We start from the raw sequence: 17,608 nt of genomic DNA, 5'->3' as shown, positions 1-17,608 counted from the left end.
CACCGCGCGCCTGCCTCGGTATCGGCCGCCGGGCGGTCATCCTGAAGTCGGCCATCCGGGCAGGTCCCGGCCTGTACACGAGGAAGCGAGTCGATCGTGCGAGTAGTAGCCGAGGTGCTGGTCGGATTGGTGGCGGCGCTGCACGTCTACATCGTGGTGATGGAGATGTTCCTGTGGACGACGCCGCGGGTGCGCGCGGCGTTCGGCAGCACGGTCGAATTCGCCGAGCAGACCAAGGTGCTCGCCGCGAATCAGGGCCTGTACAACGGGTTCCTCGCGGCCGGGTTGATCTGGGGCATCATCGCGGCGGACCCGGTCGGGCACGCCGCGATGATCTTCTTCACCGCCTGCGTCGTGGTCGCGGGCTGCTACGGGGCCGCCACCGCCAGCCGCCGCATCCTGGTGGTGCAGGCGCTGCCCGGCGCGATCGCGCTGATCGCGGTGCTGGTAGCGGGCAGCCAGTAGCGCCCGCGCTCAGGGCACCGCGAGGTCGACGCAGCCGGGAGTCGGGTCGACGATGAGGCAGCCGGACGGCGGGCGGGTGGGGCGATAGTCGGCCGGGACGCCGCCCGCCGCGATGGTCTCGGTGTAGGTGGCGACGGCCTTGGTCGGGTGGCGCTCCAGCTTGGGATCGTCGCGCACATTGACCGTGTAGAGGCCGAATCGTGGGCTGTAGCTGCCCCATTCGTAGTTGTCGGTGATGCTCCAGTAGTTGTAGCCCATCAGGTTCACGCCGTCGGCCTTGGCGCGTTGCAGCCAGTAGACGGTGTCGCGCAAATGGTCGCTGCGGTTGTAGTTTCCGGTGCCGGGGACGTTGCCGTCGTCGGAATTGGCGTTCTCCGTCGGCATGCCGTTCTCGACCACGTAGATCGGTATGCGCGGCTTGCCGGGCACCGGCGGGAACATGTCCGAATAGCGTTTCACCGCATAGTAAATGCCCTCGGTCCGGATCGGCAGATTCCACATGCCGGGCGCCCCGACGGCCGCGATGGACCGGACGGTGGCGGGCGGACTCGACATCGGCGGCTCGAAGGCGAAGTAGTAGTCGACGCCGATGTAGTCGAGCCGGTCCCGGATCTTCGCGAACAACGGTCCGTTGACCTGATCGTCGATGCCGGCGACGTAGCCGATATTGCTGGTCACCTGGGCATCTGGGCGCTGCTTGTGGATGTAGTCGTAGATCTGGTTGTGCGCGTCCGCGACCTTGCCCTCCATCCGCTGCTGGTCGGTCGCGTTGTTGCGGACCTCGTGCATGATGTAGGCGACCGGCTCATTGATGGTGACCCACAGCGGATTTCGTGGCGCGTATCGGTCGACCACCTTGCGCATGTTGGTCAGCCAGGCGTCCAGCATCTCCGGGTTGTCCCAACCGGTATCCGGCGTATCCGAATGCGGCCCATGGAACGCCCCGTCGTAGGCCCAGCCCGGATACACCCAGTGATCGAGGGTGAGCATCGGGCGCATGCCCGAATTGATGATCTTGGCGATCACCTTGTCGTAGAAGCGGAATCCGTCGGCGTCCCACTCCAGCCGGCTCGTCGGCTGCAGCCGCGCCCACTCGATCCCGATCCGGAATACCTTCACCCCCAGCGCTTTCGCCAGATCGATGTCGGCGGCGTACCGGTTGTAGAAGTCGATCGAGCTCTGGTACCTGTCGTACTCCGGGTGATTCTCGATATAGCGCACCCAATTGCTGTCGGGCGCATCGTTGCCCGGCGATTTCCTAGGTGGCACACCGGGGTCGAGTGAACCCGAGTTGAGCGAGCCCGAACCGGGCGCATCGTCGTCGGGCGCGTGCCCCTCCGACTGGAATCCGGACTCCGCGACGCCCCACAGAAACCCGGGCCCCAGCGCGAAATCCCCCGCTACCGGCCCCGGCGGAGCAGCAATACCCACGCCGGGCACCAGCAGCGCGGCCGTCGAGGCCGCGAGCGCTACCGCGGCGCGTCGAGTCCATGTGCGCATAAACCGAGAACTTAACCGACTAATTGCTGAACCCCCGTCAACTCCGGTCCCTGCGGCGAGTATCGACCGAGGAACGCATACCTTCGGTGGCTAATTCACGGACAGGCGGTGGCCGATCCGCGCGATCGTCGCGAGGGGAGGGGCGCCATATGCCCCGTTACTGGCACCCGCTGCGGCCTCCTCGGCCGCCGCGGCGGCATCGGCGACCGTGACGTCGTCGGGCGCGAAGGCGGCGGCCTTCGCGGCATCGAGCGCGGCGGCGGCCGCGTCCTGGACGGTGACCGCCGCATCGGCGGTGACGACCGCGTAGAAGGTCGCCTTGATCGCGTGGTTCGCGGCGACGTAGGCGTGCCACGCGGCATCACGGGTGGTGTCCGCGGCGGCCACGGCCCGCGCGGCGCCGTGCGCACGCGCGACGTGGTCGACGGCCTTCTCCCGGTTCACCGCTCGCTTGGCCGCCGCGCTGGCCCGACCCGCCGCGCTGCTCGCCCTGGCATGGGCTTGGGCAAGCAGTTCCCTGGTCGCGTCGGCCTCCAGCACGGCGATCCCGCGGGCGCCGCCGGGTAGCAGTGGAATGACCTTGCCTACCAACGGAACCCGCCGACATGATCGAGCCGCTCCGCGTCGTCGTCCGCGTCGAACCAGTCCGAACCCGCGGTCTCCGGTCCGGCGTCGGACTTCCAGAAGGACAGGGAATCCGTTCCGGCACAATAGATGACGACTGCCAGCACCGCCAACGCCGCCAGTTCCTTCGACAGACGCGCCACAGCGAACCTCCTCGATCGACGATTGTGTGCCGGTGAACCCCGGCGGATGCGGTAGCGCGGAATGCGGAATGCGCGCATCGCCGGATTGTCCGAATTCGCTCCGGAGTCAACGGAAATGCGCGCGTGCCGCCTAGCCCAAAATGCCGAAGGTAAGAATCCCCACCAGGTTCTCCGTTACCGCGAGCACGCTGTTCACTAGACCGAAGAGACCACTCAACATGACTTGCTCCTGTGATACGCCATCGACGGATCGGTGTCATTTGTCGAACGAGAGCACGAGCTGGATCGCCGAGGAAGGCTAGCGCACCTGTCGCCAAAAGGACAAAACACCTGCGTCGGCGCGTTCCTCGCCGACACGATCCACGACCGCGGGCATTACCCCAGCTCACAGCCCGTTCAAAATTGGTTCGAAATTTCTTCCATCCGAACGCACTTGGGTAACGAAGACACTATCGACGCCTGCCACTGACGGTTCCCGGCATGGTCAGCGTTGGACACCCACCCGGGTTGTTCCCGCCGTCTGGAGTTTTCGCAGCGGAGCACCACCGGCATTTCAGACTTGGTGCCGGATTTACCGCACGAAGACTGACCGGGCGGCTTGTAACCACATGAAAACGAAAGGGAGAACATGATCGCACCGCTCCTCACCGCCGTTGTCACCGCCCTCACCTCGGGACTCACCAGCGTCGTAACCGCGCTGCTCGGCGGCTGATTCGACACGGTCCGGGGTGGCGGCGAAGCCCACCCCGGACCGGCGGACGCCGGAGACTCTCCTGACCAGAACCAGCCTCAGGCCGAGCGGATCAATGTGAAGGTGGGGACGTTGCGTCGAATGCTGTTCTCCAGAACAGGTATTCGGAGACTAGGAACACTCGTCGCAGGCACGGCCTTCGTCATGAACGCGGGAGTCGGCCTGGTCGCGGCACAGCCGGCACCCGGCCAATCACTGCGTTGCCCAGCCCTTTACGCCATCGGGGTACCCGGTACGGGCGAATCCTCCCCCGATGCGAACCCCTCCGACGACCACGGCATGCTGTCGTCGATCTTCCTCCCGATGCTGGCCGCCGAGCCGGACCGCACCGATCGGGCTTATGTGCCTTACGAAGCCGGTTTCGGCGGTGCCGTGCCCGGCGGCCCGGTCCCGTACTCGCAATCGGTGACCGGCGGATTGACGGAACTCCGGTCAATGGCGCAGTCGGTCGCCGACCGATGCCAGAACACCCGTCTCGCCTTCGTCGGCTACTCCCAGGGCGCACACGTCGCCTCCCTGTTCGCGCAGGAGATCGGCCGCGGGCAGTCCACCATTCCGGCCGACCGGATCGCCGGCGTCGCCCTGCTCGCCGACCCCACCCGATACCCCGGCGCCTCACTGTTCCCCGGTGCCGCAGGCAAACTCGCGCCCGATCCCGCGCCGGGCACGATCGCCTCGGGCCTGTCCGCGCTGCAGGCCCAGCCCGCACCCGCCCCGGGCGGCGGGATCGGACCGTTGCGCGACCTCGCCCCCGACTTCGGCGCGCTCACCGGTCGGGTCGCGTCGTTCTGCATCGACGGCGACCTGGCCTGCGACTCCCCCGCGAACGCGCCGATCCTGCACATGATCACCAACATCGCGGGCCAGGCCCTGCTGCCACTGGACGACCCGCTCACCGCGCTGTCCTCGATCTCCGACGCACTGGCCGCCACCGTCGCCAAGACCACCACCGACGTGGTCGACAAGGACCTGCACGGCCTGGCTCCCGGCAGTCTCGTGCTGTCGCGCGACAAGTCGCTCAGCGAGCGGCTCGCCGAAGCCTCCGACCCGCGCTCGGTGATCGACGACCCGACCGCACAGTCGGCCGCGCTGCGCCTGGCGACCATCACGCTGAACACCCTGACCAGCATCGTCGGTGTCGTGCTCAGCCCCGAGGACGTCTGCCAGATCGGCACCATCGGCGCGCGGGATCCGCTGGCCGGGCTGGCCGCGTTGGCCGCCAAGATGTTCGCCGCGATGCCCAAACGCTCCGCCGCGCCGCGCTTCACCCAGGTCGTCACCCAGGCGTTCAATGCGATCGGGCGGCTGGTCAGCGACAACCTCGAACTCGTCGACACTCAGGTCTGGTCCAAATACCAGGACGCGGTGGCCAGGCACGGCGCCTACGCGTTGACCACGGTCGCCGCGGGCCGCCCCTCGGTGCAATTCGTCGCCGACTGGTTCATCGCGCTCGCCCGCGCGCTACCCGCGCCGACCCAACCCAAACCGGTTGTCGCCCAACCGGACAGCGTGCTCGCCTCGATGCCGGACCAGAACGCCCAGGCCCCAGCCGCCGATGATCCCGCCGAACCGCCACCCCCGCACCGCAACTCGCCGAAGCCGAAGGGCCCCACCACCGGAGCGGGCACGGCGGTGCGAGTGGACAAGACCGATCCGACCCACGGTCGCATCCGACCGGAATCCGCCAAGGCACAAGCCAAGCGACTCGAGGCCAGTCGGCACGTCGTCTGGGCCCTGCTGCTCTCGGAGAGCGCGTGCCTGCTCTATACGGGGCGTCGACGCATCGTCCGAACGGGTTGGGACACCGACTTTCTCGGCTGAATCGACAACAGGCAGGTCCGATCGCTCATGGGAGCGAAGCAGACCTGCCTGCCGACGGTTGAATCAGTAACGCGTGCAGCTCAACTCATCACCTGATCGGCTTGGCCTTGGGCGTGCCGCCGTCGGGGCTCGGCTTGGACCCGAGGAAAAGATCGAGCCACTCGTCCGAGGTTTTGCCGAGCGGCCCCATCTCGGCGCCACCGTTCGGCGGGCGCAGGAAGTCCCGCAGGGCGGAATCGAGCGCGGCAGCGACCGCCGGGTCCGCAGCGGGTGTCTCCTCCTCCGCCTTGCCGTCCTTGCCTTTGCCCTTCTTGCCCTCGGCGCCCTTCTCACCCGACTTCTTGCCGCCCTCCGGCGCGAAGAGTCCGAGCAGGCCGCTCTGCTCAGCCGGTGCGGCCTCGCTGGGCGATGAACCCGGTGCCTGCGGTGTCGGGGCGGCATTGGCCGCGCCGGTGGCAACGGCGAGCGTCGCCGCGACGGCGAGCAGACCGGTCACCGCGGCGGTCGCGGTTTTGTGAAACATAGGTAACCCCTTGTCGTATCGAATGCGGTACATGCGGCCGACGGCAAGTCAGACACTTGTCGGCACTACGGCATATTCGGATCCACGGCGGGTATGGATCGGAGAATTCGGCACAAATATTCGCTGGGGCCGTTGAATTACCCGACTACACCGGGTCACGCCGCAAATATCCGCTGCCGGATGCACGACCAATGAGGCCCGGGGGTCTCCCGGACCTCATTGGACTGTGTGTACAGCGATAGTGAGCCGCAGGGGCGACCACGACTCACTCTGCGGAGCTGTCCCGAAGTTCGTGGGACCCCATCAGATTACATAGCCGGTCGCTCTTCCGTGGCGATTCCGGATGGAATGATCTGCTGACCGTGCGGCCGCAGATAAACGCAATCTTGCATTCCGCAAAAAGTGACACGCCGATGCACACAACGCTTGACGCGAATCAGTAACAAGAACCGCGCTGATCCCGAATCACGGTTAGTTCGCCTATTTTCCGCGAAGCAGTACGAATGAGGACGGTCCGATGACAACAAGCGGTTCCGGTTCGAAGTCGATGCGGCGATACCGCCGTGCCACCTGGGCGGTCGCGGCCGCGCTCGCGGTGGTCGCGCCGCTTGTTTCGACGCCACCCAGGGCGAGCGCGCAGGCCGTGGTCGATCACATCACCAAGCGCACCGATCGTTGGGAAGAGGTGTATGTGCAATCACCGGCGATGGGTCGCCTCGTCCAGCTCGACGTGCTACTCCCCGCGAACCAGACGGCACCCCGCCCCACCCTCTATCTGCTCGACGGAAACGGGTCGACCGAAAGCCAGACGCTGAGCACCTGGACCATGCGCACCGACATCGTGAACTTCTTCTCCGACAAGGAAACCAACGTCGTGATGCCCGTCGGCGGCGGCGGAACGTTCTACACCGACTGGCTCAACGATGACCGCAAGCTCGGGCACAACAGGTGGGAAACCTTTCTGACCCAGGAACTTCCGCCGCTGGTCGATAATGTGTTGAGCGGCAACGGCGTCAACGCCATGGCGGGCGTCTCGATGGGCGCCCAGGCCGCGACGACGCTGACCTTCCGCCACCCGACGCTCTATCGGGCCCTCGCCGCCTACAGCGGCTGCCTGTACTCCAGCAACCTCGGGCAGGCCACCGTCCGCACCACCGTCGCCGACAAGGGCGGCAATGCCGACAACATGTGGGGCGGCATCGCCAACCCCGAATGGCCCGCGCACGACCCGACCCGGCATACCGATGCCCTGCGCGGCAAACCCATCTACCTGTCCACCGGCAGCGGCGTCCCCGGTCCGTACGACCTCACCTTCGATCCCAGCTACTCCTACCCGACCGACCTCACCGCGGCCATCGCCATCGAACAGGTCGTGCACGACTGCACCCTGGTCTTCGACACCGACCTGCGCCTGCACAACGTCGCGGCCACCATCCGCTACAACACGCTCGGCACCCATTCCTGGCCGTATTGGCAAGACGCCCTGCATGATTCGTGGCCGACACTCAAAGCCGGCCTCGGCATCTGAGGGTGCTACGGCTCGTGCGGATCGTGCCCGGTGAGGTCGTTGTAGGCGTCGCAGGCGGCGATCAGGGCCTTCCGGGTCTCCGTCTGACGGGACGGGTCGTCGTTGCTGGTCACACTGCGCCAGTCGACCCAGGCGGCGGCCAACTGGTCCACCGCCTTACCGACGCCGTCGACGCCGGGGGCCGCGTCGGCGATGCCTTCGATCAGATAGCGGCGCAGGGTGCGGGCCGCGCGCTCGATCCCGGGGCCGTTCACCCGGCGTGAGGCGGGCGCGGTGAGTTCGATCTCGACGCGGTGGCGGTGGATCCACTCGTCCACCGCGGCGAGCAGGCAGGCGGCGCGCAGGATCGACGCGGACGGATGTCGTTCGGGGACAACGTCATGCATCGCGTCCAGGAGTTCGCGGGCGGTCGGCAGGATGGGCGATGGCCGCCCCCCGCGGGGCGGTAGGTCTGCGAGCTCGGGCATGGTTCCGACTCCATACAGTGGGCGTTCGGCGAACGAGCGAGGCAGGTGGCGGGCTCGGCTCGGTCGATGACCGGGATCGGCGCGATGTGCCGGGCGGAACCTCTTACCTGCGTTGAGCGTCGCAGGTAAGAGGGCAGGTTGTCTTGGGCTGGCGCCCAAGATCGGCCGCGTAACTTGTTCTCCGACACAGCCATTCGATATTGCTCGACTCAGACAGTGCAGAGGGCCCCCGCTCCCGGCTGTTCGGCGCAGGTCGGCCCACAACGCTGGCAGCCGTGTCGGTCCACTCGGCGCTACGCCATCTGCGGCGTGTCGCCGGGTCGATAGCAATATGCTCTGGATAATCCGGGAGGTGGCAATGGTGACGGTGAGTCGCAGGTCCGCGCTGGCGTTGGCCGCAGGTTTGCCCCTGAGCCTGCTGGCCCTGAAGCATGCCGCGGCCGCCGGGCCGGTGGTGCGGTACACGATGACCTCGTTCACGAATGACAGCGAATCCGATTTGTATGTCTACGAATCCACCGACGCCACCAATTTCCAGCTGCTGCGCGGCCCGGCCTACAGTCCGCCGTCCGGGCTGCTGCGCGACCCGAGCCTCTTCCGACACGTCGACGGCGTCTACTACCTCACCTACACCACCGGGTGGGAAGGCCAGACGATCGGCTTCGCGCGCAGCACCAACCGCGTCGACTGGCAGCACATGTACGACTACCCGACCCAGGTGGGCGCCTTCAACGTGACGTCGAGCTGGGCGCCGGAATGGCTGGTCGACGCACAGGACCGCGTCAACGTCATCGTGTCCCTGTCCGACGGCTGCCGCTTCACACCGCACCTGATGACCGCAACCGACCCGACACTACGGTCCTGGACGCCACTGACCCCGCTGGCCGGCCTCGGCCCCGCCCCCGGCTACGTGACCCCGACCGACCACAAGATCTGCGAAACCTCCGGCTACGGCTTCGGCTACATCGACACCACCATCGTCCACACCAACGGCTTCTACGTCGCCTTCACCAAGAACGAAACCAGCAAACTCATCGAACTCGCGGTAGCCCGCGCCCCACTCGGCCCGTACATCTTTGTCGCAACAGGAGATTGGGCCAACTGGGGCGCCCCCCGAGAAGGTCAATGCGTCATCCCCATGCCCAACGGCGGCTGGCGAATCTACTTCGACGACTACGACGAAAACAACCCGAGATACTTCTACAGCGACAGCCCCAACCTCCGCACCTGGACGCCCCCCACCGAACTCCCCAACCTCTCCGGCACCGTCCGCCACTTCACCGTCCTCCCCGAAACCGCGCCCTGAGCCCTGCGTCGCGCAGCGGCACACCCGGTGTCGTGAATGCGCTGCTGCCGGACCGACACTGCCGACTAGCGGGACTTCTCCAGCAGTTCGAGGATCTCGGCGGTGGTGCCGGTTTCGGCGAAGCGCGGGAGGATTCGGGCGATGCTGTGCTGGTGGATGGTTTCGTCCATGTCGGTGCTGGCGTCGGTGACCAGGGTGACGTGGTAGCCGTGGTCGTGCGCGGCGCGGGCGGTGGATTCGACGCCCATGCTGGTGGCGACGCCGGCCAGCACGATCTGGGTGATGCCGCGGCGGCGCAGGTGCAGTTCGAGGTCGGTGCCGTAGAACGCGCCGACGTTGCGCTTGGTCACCACGAGATCCTCGGCGTGCCCGGCCAATTCGTCGACGATGACGTCCCAGCCCTCGGGGCGGGTGCCGCCGGTGCGACGCAGAGCGTCGGTGCGGCCCTGCGCGAAGTCGGAGCCGTCAGGAGCCCCGCTGACCCGCACCAAGACGACGGGCAGTTGATGGGCGCGGAAGGCGTCGGCGAGTTCGGTTGCGCGGGCGATGACCTCGGACATCGAGTGCGGTGCACCCGGCATCACGGTGATGCCTTGCTGCAGGTCGATGAGGACGAGCGCGGTGCGTGCGTCGAGGGTGCTGAGTGCCATGCTGATTTCTCCTAGAGGGTTGTCAGACAATCGTGGGATCCGGGCTGGATATCGAGTCACGCTGTGGCGGTTCGGATTTACGTCGGCTGCCGCGCAGTACCGCGATAGCGGCCAGTGCGGCGAGCACCGCGCCGAAGGCGAACACGATGACCAGACCGGTGTGGAAGGGACCGGAGATCAACTGCGGGAAGAACTCTCGCCCGGTCAAGGTCTGCTGCTGCGCGCTGGTGAGGGTCGTCAACACCCCGCTCGGCTCGAGCGTGTGCTGGATCGGATTGACACCGAGCTGGGCGGCGAACAGGGTAGCCACCGGCGGTAAGGTGGCGGCCTGGGTGGCAACGGCGGCCGGAACACCTTGCTGCTCCAGGCCATTGGCGAGCGTACTCGGCAAGCTGTTCGCCAGTCCGGCGATCATGAGGGCGAAGAACACCGCGATCGACACGGCGGTACCGGTGTTCTGGAAGGTCGAGCGGACCCCCGAGGCGACGCCGCGCTGATCCGGGCGCACGCTGCCCATGATCGCCGAGGAATTCGGTGAGGCGAACATGCCGCTGGCGATCCCGTTGATCGCGATCAGCACCGCGAAGATCCAGTAGCTGAAGTCGATCGGCAGCAGCAGCAACCCGATGAAGCTGGCGCCGAACAACCACGCACCACTGCCGGCCAGGCCGCGCGAACCGAACCGATCCGACAGATATCCCGAAACCGGCCCGGCCGCAAGGAATCCCGCCGTCAGCGGCAGCATGAAGATGCCTGCCCACAGCGGGGTGTCGGCATAGTCGTAGCCGTGCAGCGGCAGCCAGATGCCCTGCAGCCAGATGATCAGGATGAACTGCAGCCCGCCGCGACCGATCGCGATGGCCAGGCTAGCCAGATTGCCCGCGGTGAAGGCGCGCACCCGGAACAAGCTCAGATCGATCATCGGCATGCGCACCCGCTGCTCGATGACGACGAACGCCGCGAGCAGCCCGAGTCCGGCCGCGCCGAGACCGATCACCACCGGACTGGTCCAGCCCATGGTGTGCCCGCCGTGCGGCTGCAAACCGAAGGTGGCCGCCACCAGGATCGCGCTCAACCCGACCGCGAAGGTGATGTTGCCCCACCAATCGATGCGCCCGCCGCCCGCCCGGCTGGTCTCGCGCAGCGTGCGGTACGCCCAGACCGTGAAGAACAGCCCGATGGGCACGTTCACCCAGAACACCGCCCGCCAGTCCCACGCGACCAGCAGTCCGCCCGCGACCAGGCCGATGAACATCCCGGCCAGCGCGGCAACCTGGTTGATGCCCAACGCGAAACCGCGCTGCCGCTCCGGAAACGCGTCGGTGAGGATGGCGGCCGAGTTGGCCGTGAGCATCGACCCGCCGATGGCCTGCGCCACCCGCCAGCCGATCAGCCACATGGCCGCGTGTCCGCCGTCGAGCGGATCGACCGACAGCAGGATCGACGCGACGGTGAACACCGCGAACCCGGCGTTGTAGATCCGCACCCGGCCGTACATGTCGCCGAGCCTGCCGACGGTCACCGTCAGCACCGCCTGCACCAGCCGGTACCCCATGATCATCCACAGCAGATAGGCAATGTTGCCGGGCGCCAACGGATCCAGGTGAATGCCGCGGAAGATCGCGGGCAGCGCGATCAACACGATCGAACCGTCCAGCGCCGACATGAACACTGCCGCAGTGGTATTGGTCAGTGCCGCCCATTTGTATCCGTCGGTCGTGCGATCGTCGGTGCGCTGCTGCTGCAGATCGATCATCGTCACATGCGCCTATCGAACGTTAGGGATCAGATGTTGTGGGCGAGCCGCTCGATCAGCGGGGCGGCCACGGCCAGCTGCTTCAACTGCGCGGGTGTGAACTCCTCGGCGAGCACACGCGCCATCAATTCGGTTTTCGCACTGCGTTTTTCAGTCAGTACCTGGGCACCGGCGGGTGTCACCGCGAGGACGACCCGCCTGCGATCCGCCGGGTCCGAGTTACGCTCGATCAAGCCGCGAGCTTGCAACGCGCTCAGCGTCGCCCCCATGGCCTGCGGCGTGATCTGTTCCTTGCGCGCCAGTTCCGCCGAGGTGGCAGGCCCCTCGCGATCCAGCCGCGACAACGCGGTGCGCTCGGGCATCGTGAGCGCGTCCTCCAGCTGCAGATGACGCAGCCTGCGCAACAGTGCGCCCAGGCCCGTCAGCAGGACGGAGGCAACCTCGGCGGCGTCCAGATCGTCGGTCACATGCTAAGGCTACCTTATCAATCATATTTATCAACCTACCTTAGCAACTCGGCACGGATTGCCCAGGCATAACCAAAGAGGCCAAACCGAGCGCGAAATGACCTGAATTCGGCTTACGGAAGGCCACCCGATGGCCGAAACTTGAAGGTGCATCCGGCGCCGGGCGTTTGCTCCCTTATCTCGGGTACGCGCAGAACGACCGGTCTGCCCAGAGGAATACGGCTGGTCACCGACGTCGGATGCACCTCGACCGTCGCTAGGGAAGGCCAACCTTGCCCACGCAGCTGGACCACCGAGAGATGGCGGACGCGCGGCAGCGCGTCCGAACCATGACGCAGAGTCTCCGCAGTGAGGCACGAGCTGGTCGCATTTGCCAGGTGCCCGCGCCGGGTCGCGCCGACCCCGTCACGTGACCGTGCAGACCGCCGAGGGACCGAGACCGCGAGCGATGTCCATCGAAGACGGCGGCACCCCGCCGCTGCTGCCGGACTGGCACGAACTGTCCGCCGCGCTGCGCTTACACACCGGCGACCGACCCGGCGACCACCTCGTCATCCAATTGGCGCGAGCCTTGGCGCAGCTGCACCACACGCGCCGCGCACAACCGGAGCGCCTGGTGGAAATCGACTGTCGCCGTCGCGAAGTCGTCACCGTGATCGACGAATGGGTGGCCAAACAGGTGACGCCGCGGCGCACGAAGGAGCGGCCCGCCGAGTCCCTCGGCAGCACCGTCGACCGGATGGCCGCCGCCCAGATCCTGGCCGATCACCTGCTGATGACCGCCGACAACGTGCCGGAGCAGCGGGTGCACGCCGCGTGGTCCCGGCTCGCCGCGCTCGCGATCCAGTGGACCGATCTCGCGCACGACATCGAGTCGCGGCGACCACGATCCATCAGGCACCGATAGTTTCATCGAGCCATGCGCTACGACGGAATAGTCCAGAGGTAGGCAGATATCGGAGGGAGTTCCGTGGTATCGAGAAGGGGGTCGACACGTAGTAAGCCGATGAATTCTTCCAACGACGTATAGCGCACCAAAATGTCCGCCAGCAAGCGGCGCGCGGCTTCCTCCGGTTTCATGGCGGGGTTATGCCCACGAGTCCGTTAGACAAACCGACCAATACGTTTCGGCGGTGCTGGGTAGTTCGCTGATCGACGATCCGTTCATTACGGCCCTCCGCATGTTGGGTCAGCGCTGAATGGAACGTGCTCAGATTACCTATCCGTCGTACGCGGAGGCGCATTCCGCAGTGTGCGTCGCGAACTTTTCAGACAGGAAAATCAGCCATGGATGCCGACCAGTCGGTAATCGCCGTCGACAACTCGGTCGAAGCCCCAAGTAGGCAGTACTCCTTGACATCTCGTCGCACCGATAGGACGAATGCGCCGCGCCCGAGCAGACAGCGCAGCAGAATGTGGGCTATGACTGCCTTGGATCAGGAAGCCCTCGACTGGCTCGTCCAGTTCGGGGCACAGGCTCGCAACGACGAGCAGACCCAACAGCTGGTCGACCTGGTCGACGGCAGGATCAACGAGGTCAACGCGCAACTGCCCGGCGATGCCGAACTCGCCGAGATGCTGCACGCCGCGACGCGCGCGCATTGGCGCAGCTTCCTCGCCATGGTGAGCCGGGAAGTCTTCGAGGTGCACCCGCCGGCGGAGGTGCTCGCGCTGTCGCGGACCGTCGCCCGGCGCGGCTTCGGGATCGACGTGGTGATGCGCACGTACCGGGTCGGGCAGGCCATGCTCTGGCAGTTCATCACCGACTTCCTGAACAAGGCGATCGAGGACGACCAGCTGCGCAGCGCGGTCCTGCTGCTGTTCTGGGATCGGGTGCTCGAATGGACCGACACCTGCGTGGAGGCGTCCGTCGCGGTCTATACCGACGAGCGCGAGCAGTGGCAGCGCGGCGCGCTGGCCCGCCGATTCGGACTGGCCGGTTCGCTGCTGCGCGGCGACGCGGTCGACATCGATCACGCCGAAACGCAGCTCGGCCATTCGCTGCGCAGGCACCAGACCGCGATCGTGCTGTGGGCCGACGAGTCGGTGACCACCGCGGATCCGGTGCGCACGCTGGAGAAGTTCGGCAACGACATCGCCACGCTGCTCGACGCGCCGCGACCGCTGATGCTCTCGTCCGGTGTGCGCGGCATGTGGGCCTGGATCGCCACGACGGGCGTGCCGGACCTCTCGACCCTGCCCACCGTCGGGCAGCCGGGCCTGCATGCCGCCGTCGGGTCGTCGGCGCCGGATATCGCCGGGTTCCGGCAGAGTCACCGCGAGGCGCTCGCCGCACAGCGGGTGGCGATGGCCACCGATTACGTACCGACGGTGATCCGTTACGCCGACGTCGAATTGGTCTGTCTCACCACCGGTGACGGCAGCGTCGAGGCGATGCGAGTCATGGCGACAAGGGAATTGGGCGCATTGACGAGCGCCGACGAGACCACCGCGCGATTGCGCGAAACGCTGCTCGCCTACCTGGCCAGCGGTCGCAACGCACCGGCCACCGCACAACAATTGAACGTGCACCCCAACACTGTTCGCTATCGCATCAACCAATCCGAAGAATTGCTCGGCCATTCCATCGAGGAACGCGCGACTTATATCGAATTGGCGTTGCGTTGCGCACAGGCCTACGGCGACAGAATCCTTACCCCGCAGCCGGATCGAGCAATTGCCTGAGGGACGAAAACGCGGCACGTCGGTCCTTATCCGTCGACATCGGCCAGAAAGCTCTGCACCAGTGCGGTAACGACGCCGGGTTGCTCCAAAACGCAGCAGTGCCCGGCCTTCTCGATCACCTCGAACCGCGCCTTGGGAATCAGCTCGGTGAGCCGCCACGCGTCGGCGATCGGGGTCACCGCGTCGTCGGCGCCGACGGCGACCAGGGTCGGCGCGGTGATGCCGGAGATCTCCCGATCGGCGGGCGCGCGACCGATCGCGCCGCGGATCGCCCGGCGGGTGCCGACGCGGTCGACGCGATCGAGCCGCTCGGCCCATTCGTCGATGGTCGCCGCGGCGGCGGGATCGGCCAGGAACGCGGGCCCGAACAGCAGCCGCGCGACCTTGCCGCGGACCGCGTCGACGCCGAAAAGCCGTACCGCCCAAGTGAGTCGGGTGTATTTGCCGACTTTGCTGCGGTCCTGGGAGCCCGCGCTGGTGGACAGCAGGGTGAGTGAGCGCAGCAGCTCGCCGTGCCGGGCGGCGACCCGTTGCCCGACGAAACCGCCCATGCCGATGCCGACCCAGTGCACCGGCGCGAGGCCGAGCGCCCGGATCAGCCCGACCGCGTCGGCGGTCAGGGTGTCCATGTCGTAGCCGTCCTGGGTGGGCTGGGTGCCGCCCTGCCCGCGCCAGTCGATGGCGATGCAGCGGTAGTGCTCGCGCAGCACGGCGATCTGTGCGCGGAACATCCAGCTGCCGAACAGCAGGCTGTGCCCGAAAACGATGACGGGAGTGTCGGATCGGCCGTTCGGATCGCCGGTGTCGGTGTAGCCGATCGGCACGCCGTTCACCTCGATCGTCCGGATGATCGTGGAGAGCATCACCGGTCCACCCGCGGCCGGGCCGCAGTTTCGGGGCGAGCGAGCTGGTCATAGGTGCGATCGAGCGTGGACAAGAGGGGCTCCTCGGGGATGGCCTCAACCGAAATCCGGGATAGCGCACCTATGAGCGTGCCAGAGACGGGCCCTCGACTCTTGGCTCAGCCACCAACGCTGTCACGGTGGGTTGTTATCGAGCACAACTCCGCGCGGTCCGCGCCTCGCCGCGGCCGCGGGCCGGCGGATCGGGCGGGTCATGATCGAAAGATCCATGGATATGCCAATTTTCGGAACGAGTCGGCGGAGAAATATCCCGTATCGTGCGAATCGGGCAGGCCCGGTATCGACTACTGACAGACCGGTCTGATCGTCTTCGATATGTGCAATGTGCACAGTCGAAGACTCGAGAAATTAGTACTTTGCCTCTGGACCTATGACCAGTTCTAGCATTTGCTGTTACTTAGCCTTACAGACATTCTGGTGGGTTACGCGCGGCGCGCCGGATTCCGGTGCGCGGTCGTGGCCGGAATAATTTCTGCGCCCGACAGATCCGTTTTCGGATCTCATCAGCACAGCTCACCAGCGAAAGTAGCTCTATGAATATCGTCGTACCCGGAAGAATCGGGCGATTCCGCACTGCGGCCTGTATCGCCCTGATCGCGACTTCCCTGCAAGTAGCTGTCGGAATACCGGCAATTGCGGCACCGGCCGAACAAAACCCTGCCGCGCAGCAGGTTCCGGTGCAACCGCCGCTGCCGTTCCCGATTCCGCCGGCGCCGCCGGAACTCGATCCGGGATTCTATGCACCGCCCGCGGACGTCGTCGCCGCGAAGCAGCCCGGCGAAATCATCGCGGCCCGCGAGGTGCATCTGGCGTTCTATTCGGTCATTCCGTTCAATATCGACGCCTGGCAGCTGTCGTACCGGTCCACCAACACCAGGGACGAACCGATTGCCGCCGTCACCACGCTGATGAAGCCGCGCGGCGACAATGGTGGCGCGCCGCGCCCGCTGCTGTCGTATCAGTTCCCGCAGGACTCGAACGCGGAGTACTGCGCGGCATCCTATGTCCTGCAACAGGCTTCGATACCGGGCAATATCACCGGACAGTTCGACATCCCGTTCGAGTTCGTGCTGCCGCTGACCGCGCTCGGCGCGGGCTGGGCGGTGGCGATGCCGGACCACGAGGGCCCGGACTCCGCGTTCGCCGCCGGTCCGCTCGGCGCACGCATCACCCTGGACGGTGTCCGGGCGGCGGAGAACTTCCAGCCGATGGGCCTCCAACCGCAGACCAAGGTGGGCCTGGCCGGGTACTCCGGCGGCGCGATCACCACCGGGCACACCGCCGAACTGGCCGCGTCCTACGCGCCCGAGCTCAATATCGTCGGCGTGTCAGAGGGCGGCGTCCCGGCCGATATCAAGGCGATGTATCAGATGGCCAGCGGCAATCTTGGTGCCGGGCTGATCTTTTCGGGACTGCTCGGTGTCGCGCGGGAGTATCCGGAATTGGCCGCCTACAACGACCAGCACATGAAACCGATCGGCAAGGCGCTCGCTCCGGTCAAGAACTCGTTGTGCCTCTACTCCGCCGCGCTGCTCCCGTTCATGAACCTGACCGACGGCATGTACGACACACCCGATGCGCTCAACGATCCCGTCCCCGCCAAGGTGTTCGACGCACTGCGGATGGGCCATTCGGTGCCGAAGATGCCGATGTTCATCTTCAACTCCAACCCCGACTGGATCGCCCCGGTCGGCCCGGTCAACACACTGGTCGACGAGTACTGCCGAGACCCGAGCGCCCAGGTCCACTACACCCGTGACCACTTCAGCGAGCACATCACGCTGGAAATCGACAGCATCGCGCGGGTGCTGCTGTGGATGAAGGACCGGTTCGACGGTGTCCCCGCCGAACCTGGCTGCTCCATCCACGACGAGGGCTCCATGGCACTGGACCCGGCAAGCTGGCCGATCTGGCTCCAAGGCGCAGGCACGGTGCTGGCCGGGCTGCTGCAACAGCCCATCGGCAGCCGGTAGGCCGCTCGATAATCCGTCGCGATCCC

Annotated in this window: 16 protein-coding genes; 7 read left to right on the top strand and 9 right to left on the bottom strand. The window is 66.4% G+C overall.

The genetic code is table 11. The features are described 5' to 3' along the window. Nucleotides 1-96: 96 nt before the first annotated feature. On the top strand, nucleotides 97-465 hold the full coding sequence (locus tag ACIBK2_RS37765; RefSeq protein ID WP_396974675.1) for a DUF1304 domain-containing protein: 369 nt from the start codon (nucleotides 97-99) through the stop codon (nucleotides 463-465). Nucleotides 466-474: 9 nt separating this feature from the next. On the opposite strand, the gene ACIBK2_RS37760 is transcribed toward ACIBK2_RS37765, so the two are convergent. From ACIBK2_RS37760 to ACIBK2_RS37750, 3 genes are all read right to left on the bottom strand, one after another. Then, nucleotides 475-1,965 carry a family 1 glycosylhydrolase gene (locus ACIBK2_RS37760; RefSeq protein WP_396974674.1) on the bottom strand — a complete coding sequence of 497 codons (1,491 nt, stop codon included), beginning with the start codon at nucleotides 1,963-1,965 and terminating at the stop codon, nucleotides 475-477. Nucleotides 1,966-2,055: 90 nt separating this feature from the next. Beyond that, nucleotides 2,056-2,556 (bottom strand): hypothetical protein, encoded by a 501-nt coding sequence (locus ACIBK2_RS37755; RefSeq protein ID WP_396974673.1) that lies wholly within the window; start codon nucleotides 2,554-2,556, stop codon nucleotides 2,056-2,058. Further along, nucleotides 2,550-2,732: a hypothetical protein gene (locus ACIBK2_RS37750; protein ID WP_396974672.1), complete on the bottom strand. Its 183-nt coding sequence runs from the start codon at nucleotides 2,730-2,732 to the stop codon at nucleotides 2,550-2,552. The genes ACIBK2_RS37755 and ACIBK2_RS37750 overlap by 7 nt, the downstream gene beginning before the upstream one ends. 895 nt (nucleotides 2,733-3,627) lie before the next feature. On the opposite strand from ACIBK2_RS37750, the gene ACIBK2_RS37745 reads away from it, so the two are divergent. Then, nucleotides 3,628-5,304, top strand: coding sequence for a cutinase family protein (locus tag ACIBK2_RS37745; RefSeq protein ID WP_396974671.1), 1,677 nt, complete (start codon nucleotides 3,628-3,630; stop codon nucleotides 5,302-5,304). 88 nt (nucleotides 5,305-5,392) lie between these two features. Here ACIBK2_RS37745 and ACIBK2_RS37740 read toward each other — a convergent pair whose 3' ends face one another. Beyond that, on the bottom strand, nucleotides 5,393-5,827 hold the full coding sequence (locus tag ACIBK2_RS37740; protein WP_396974670.1) for a hypothetical protein: 435 nt from the start codon (nucleotides 5,825-5,827) through the stop codon (nucleotides 5,393-5,395). Between the two features lie 547 nt (nucleotides 5,828-6,374). On the opposite strand from ACIBK2_RS37740, the gene ACIBK2_RS37735 reads away from it, so the two are divergent. Next, nucleotides 6,375-7,355: an alpha/beta hydrolase gene (locus tag ACIBK2_RS37735; protein WP_396974948.1), complete on the top strand. Its 981-nt coding sequence runs from the start codon at nucleotides 6,375-6,377 to the stop codon at nucleotides 7,353-7,355. A 5-nt stretch (nucleotides 7,356-7,360) separates the two neighbouring features. On the opposite strand, the gene ACIBK2_RS37730 is transcribed toward ACIBK2_RS37735, so the two are convergent. Beyond that, the gene (locus ACIBK2_RS37730) at nucleotides 7,361-7,822 is read right to left on the bottom strand and encodes a hypothetical protein (RefSeq protein ID WP_396974669.1); all 462 of its coding nucleotides are present in this window, start codon (nucleotides 7,820-7,822) and stop codon (nucleotides 7,361-7,363) included. A 358-nt stretch (nucleotides 7,823-8,180) separates the two neighbouring features. Here ACIBK2_RS37730 and ACIBK2_RS37725 point away from each other — a divergent pair, with 358 nt between their 5' ends. After that, nucleotides 8,181-9,128 (top strand): glycoside hydrolase, encoded by a 948-nt coding sequence (locus ACIBK2_RS37725; protein ID WP_396974668.1) that lies wholly within the window; start codon nucleotides 8,181-8,183, stop codon nucleotides 9,126-9,128. Between the two features lie 65 nt (nucleotides 9,129-9,193). Here ACIBK2_RS37725 and ACIBK2_RS37720 read toward each other — a convergent pair whose 3' ends face one another. From ACIBK2_RS37720 to ACIBK2_RS37710, 3 genes are read right to left on the bottom strand one after another with little or no spacing between them, the layout of a single operon-like run. Next, nucleotides 9,194-9,778, bottom strand: a complete 585-nt coding sequence (locus ACIBK2_RS37720) for an isochorismatase family protein (RefSeq protein WP_396974667.1) — start codon at nucleotides 9,776-9,778, stop codon at nucleotides 9,194-9,196. Between the two features lie 22 nt (nucleotides 9,779-9,800). Further along, nucleotides 9,801-11,534, bottom strand: a complete 1,734-nt coding sequence (locus ACIBK2_RS37715) for an MFS transporter (protein WP_396974666.1) — start codon at nucleotides 11,532-11,534, stop codon at nucleotides 9,801-9,803. A 29-nt stretch (nucleotides 11,535-11,563) separates the two neighbouring features. Continuing rightward, on the bottom strand, nucleotides 11,564-12,001 hold the full coding sequence (locus tag ACIBK2_RS37710; RefSeq protein WP_396974665.1) for a MarR family winged helix-turn-helix transcriptional regulator: 438 nt from the start codon (nucleotides 11,999-12,001) through the stop codon (nucleotides 11,564-11,566). A 448-nt stretch (nucleotides 12,002-12,449) separates the two neighbouring features. On the opposite strand from ACIBK2_RS37710, the gene ACIBK2_RS37705 reads away from it, so the two are divergent. Both ACIBK2_RS37705 and ACIBK2_RS37700 read left to right on the top strand, forming a co-directional pair. Continuing rightward, on the top strand, nucleotides 12,450-12,908 hold the full coding sequence (locus ACIBK2_RS37705) for a DUF4254 domain-containing protein (RefSeq protein ID WP_396974664.1): 459 nt from the start codon (nucleotides 12,450-12,452) through the stop codon (nucleotides 12,906-12,908). Nucleotides 12,909-13,423: 515 nt separating this feature from the next. Further along, nucleotides 13,424-14,686 (top strand): PucR family transcriptional regulator, encoded by a 1,263-nt coding sequence (locus ACIBK2_RS37700; RefSeq protein WP_396974663.1) that lies wholly within the window; start codon nucleotides 13,424-13,426, stop codon nucleotides 14,684-14,686. A 26-nt stretch (nucleotides 14,687-14,712) separates the two neighbouring features. Here ACIBK2_RS37700 and ACIBK2_RS37695 read toward each other — a convergent pair whose 3' ends face one another. Beyond that, complete coding sequence (locus tag ACIBK2_RS37695) at nucleotides 14,713-15,549, bottom strand: alpha/beta fold hydrolase (RefSeq protein ID WP_396974662.1); 837 nt, start codon at nucleotides 15,547-15,549, stop codon at nucleotides 14,713-14,715. 593 nt (nucleotides 15,550-16,142) lie between these two features. Here ACIBK2_RS37695 and ACIBK2_RS37690 point away from each other — a divergent pair. Next, nucleotides 16,143-17,582, top strand: a complete 1,440-nt coding sequence (locus tag ACIBK2_RS37690) for a lipase family protein (protein WP_396974661.1) — start codon at nucleotides 16,143-16,145, stop codon at nucleotides 17,580-17,582. The last annotated feature ends 26 nt before the right edge of the window (nucleotides 17,583-17,608 follow it).

Origin of the sequence: Nocardia sp. NPDC050175 (genome assembly GCF_044459885.1) — a bacterium.
Classification (GTDB): Bacteria; Actinomycetota; Actinomycetes; order Mycobacteriales; family Mycobacteriaceae; genus Nocardia.
This window is presented reverse-complemented; position numbering and strand designations above follow the sequence as displayed.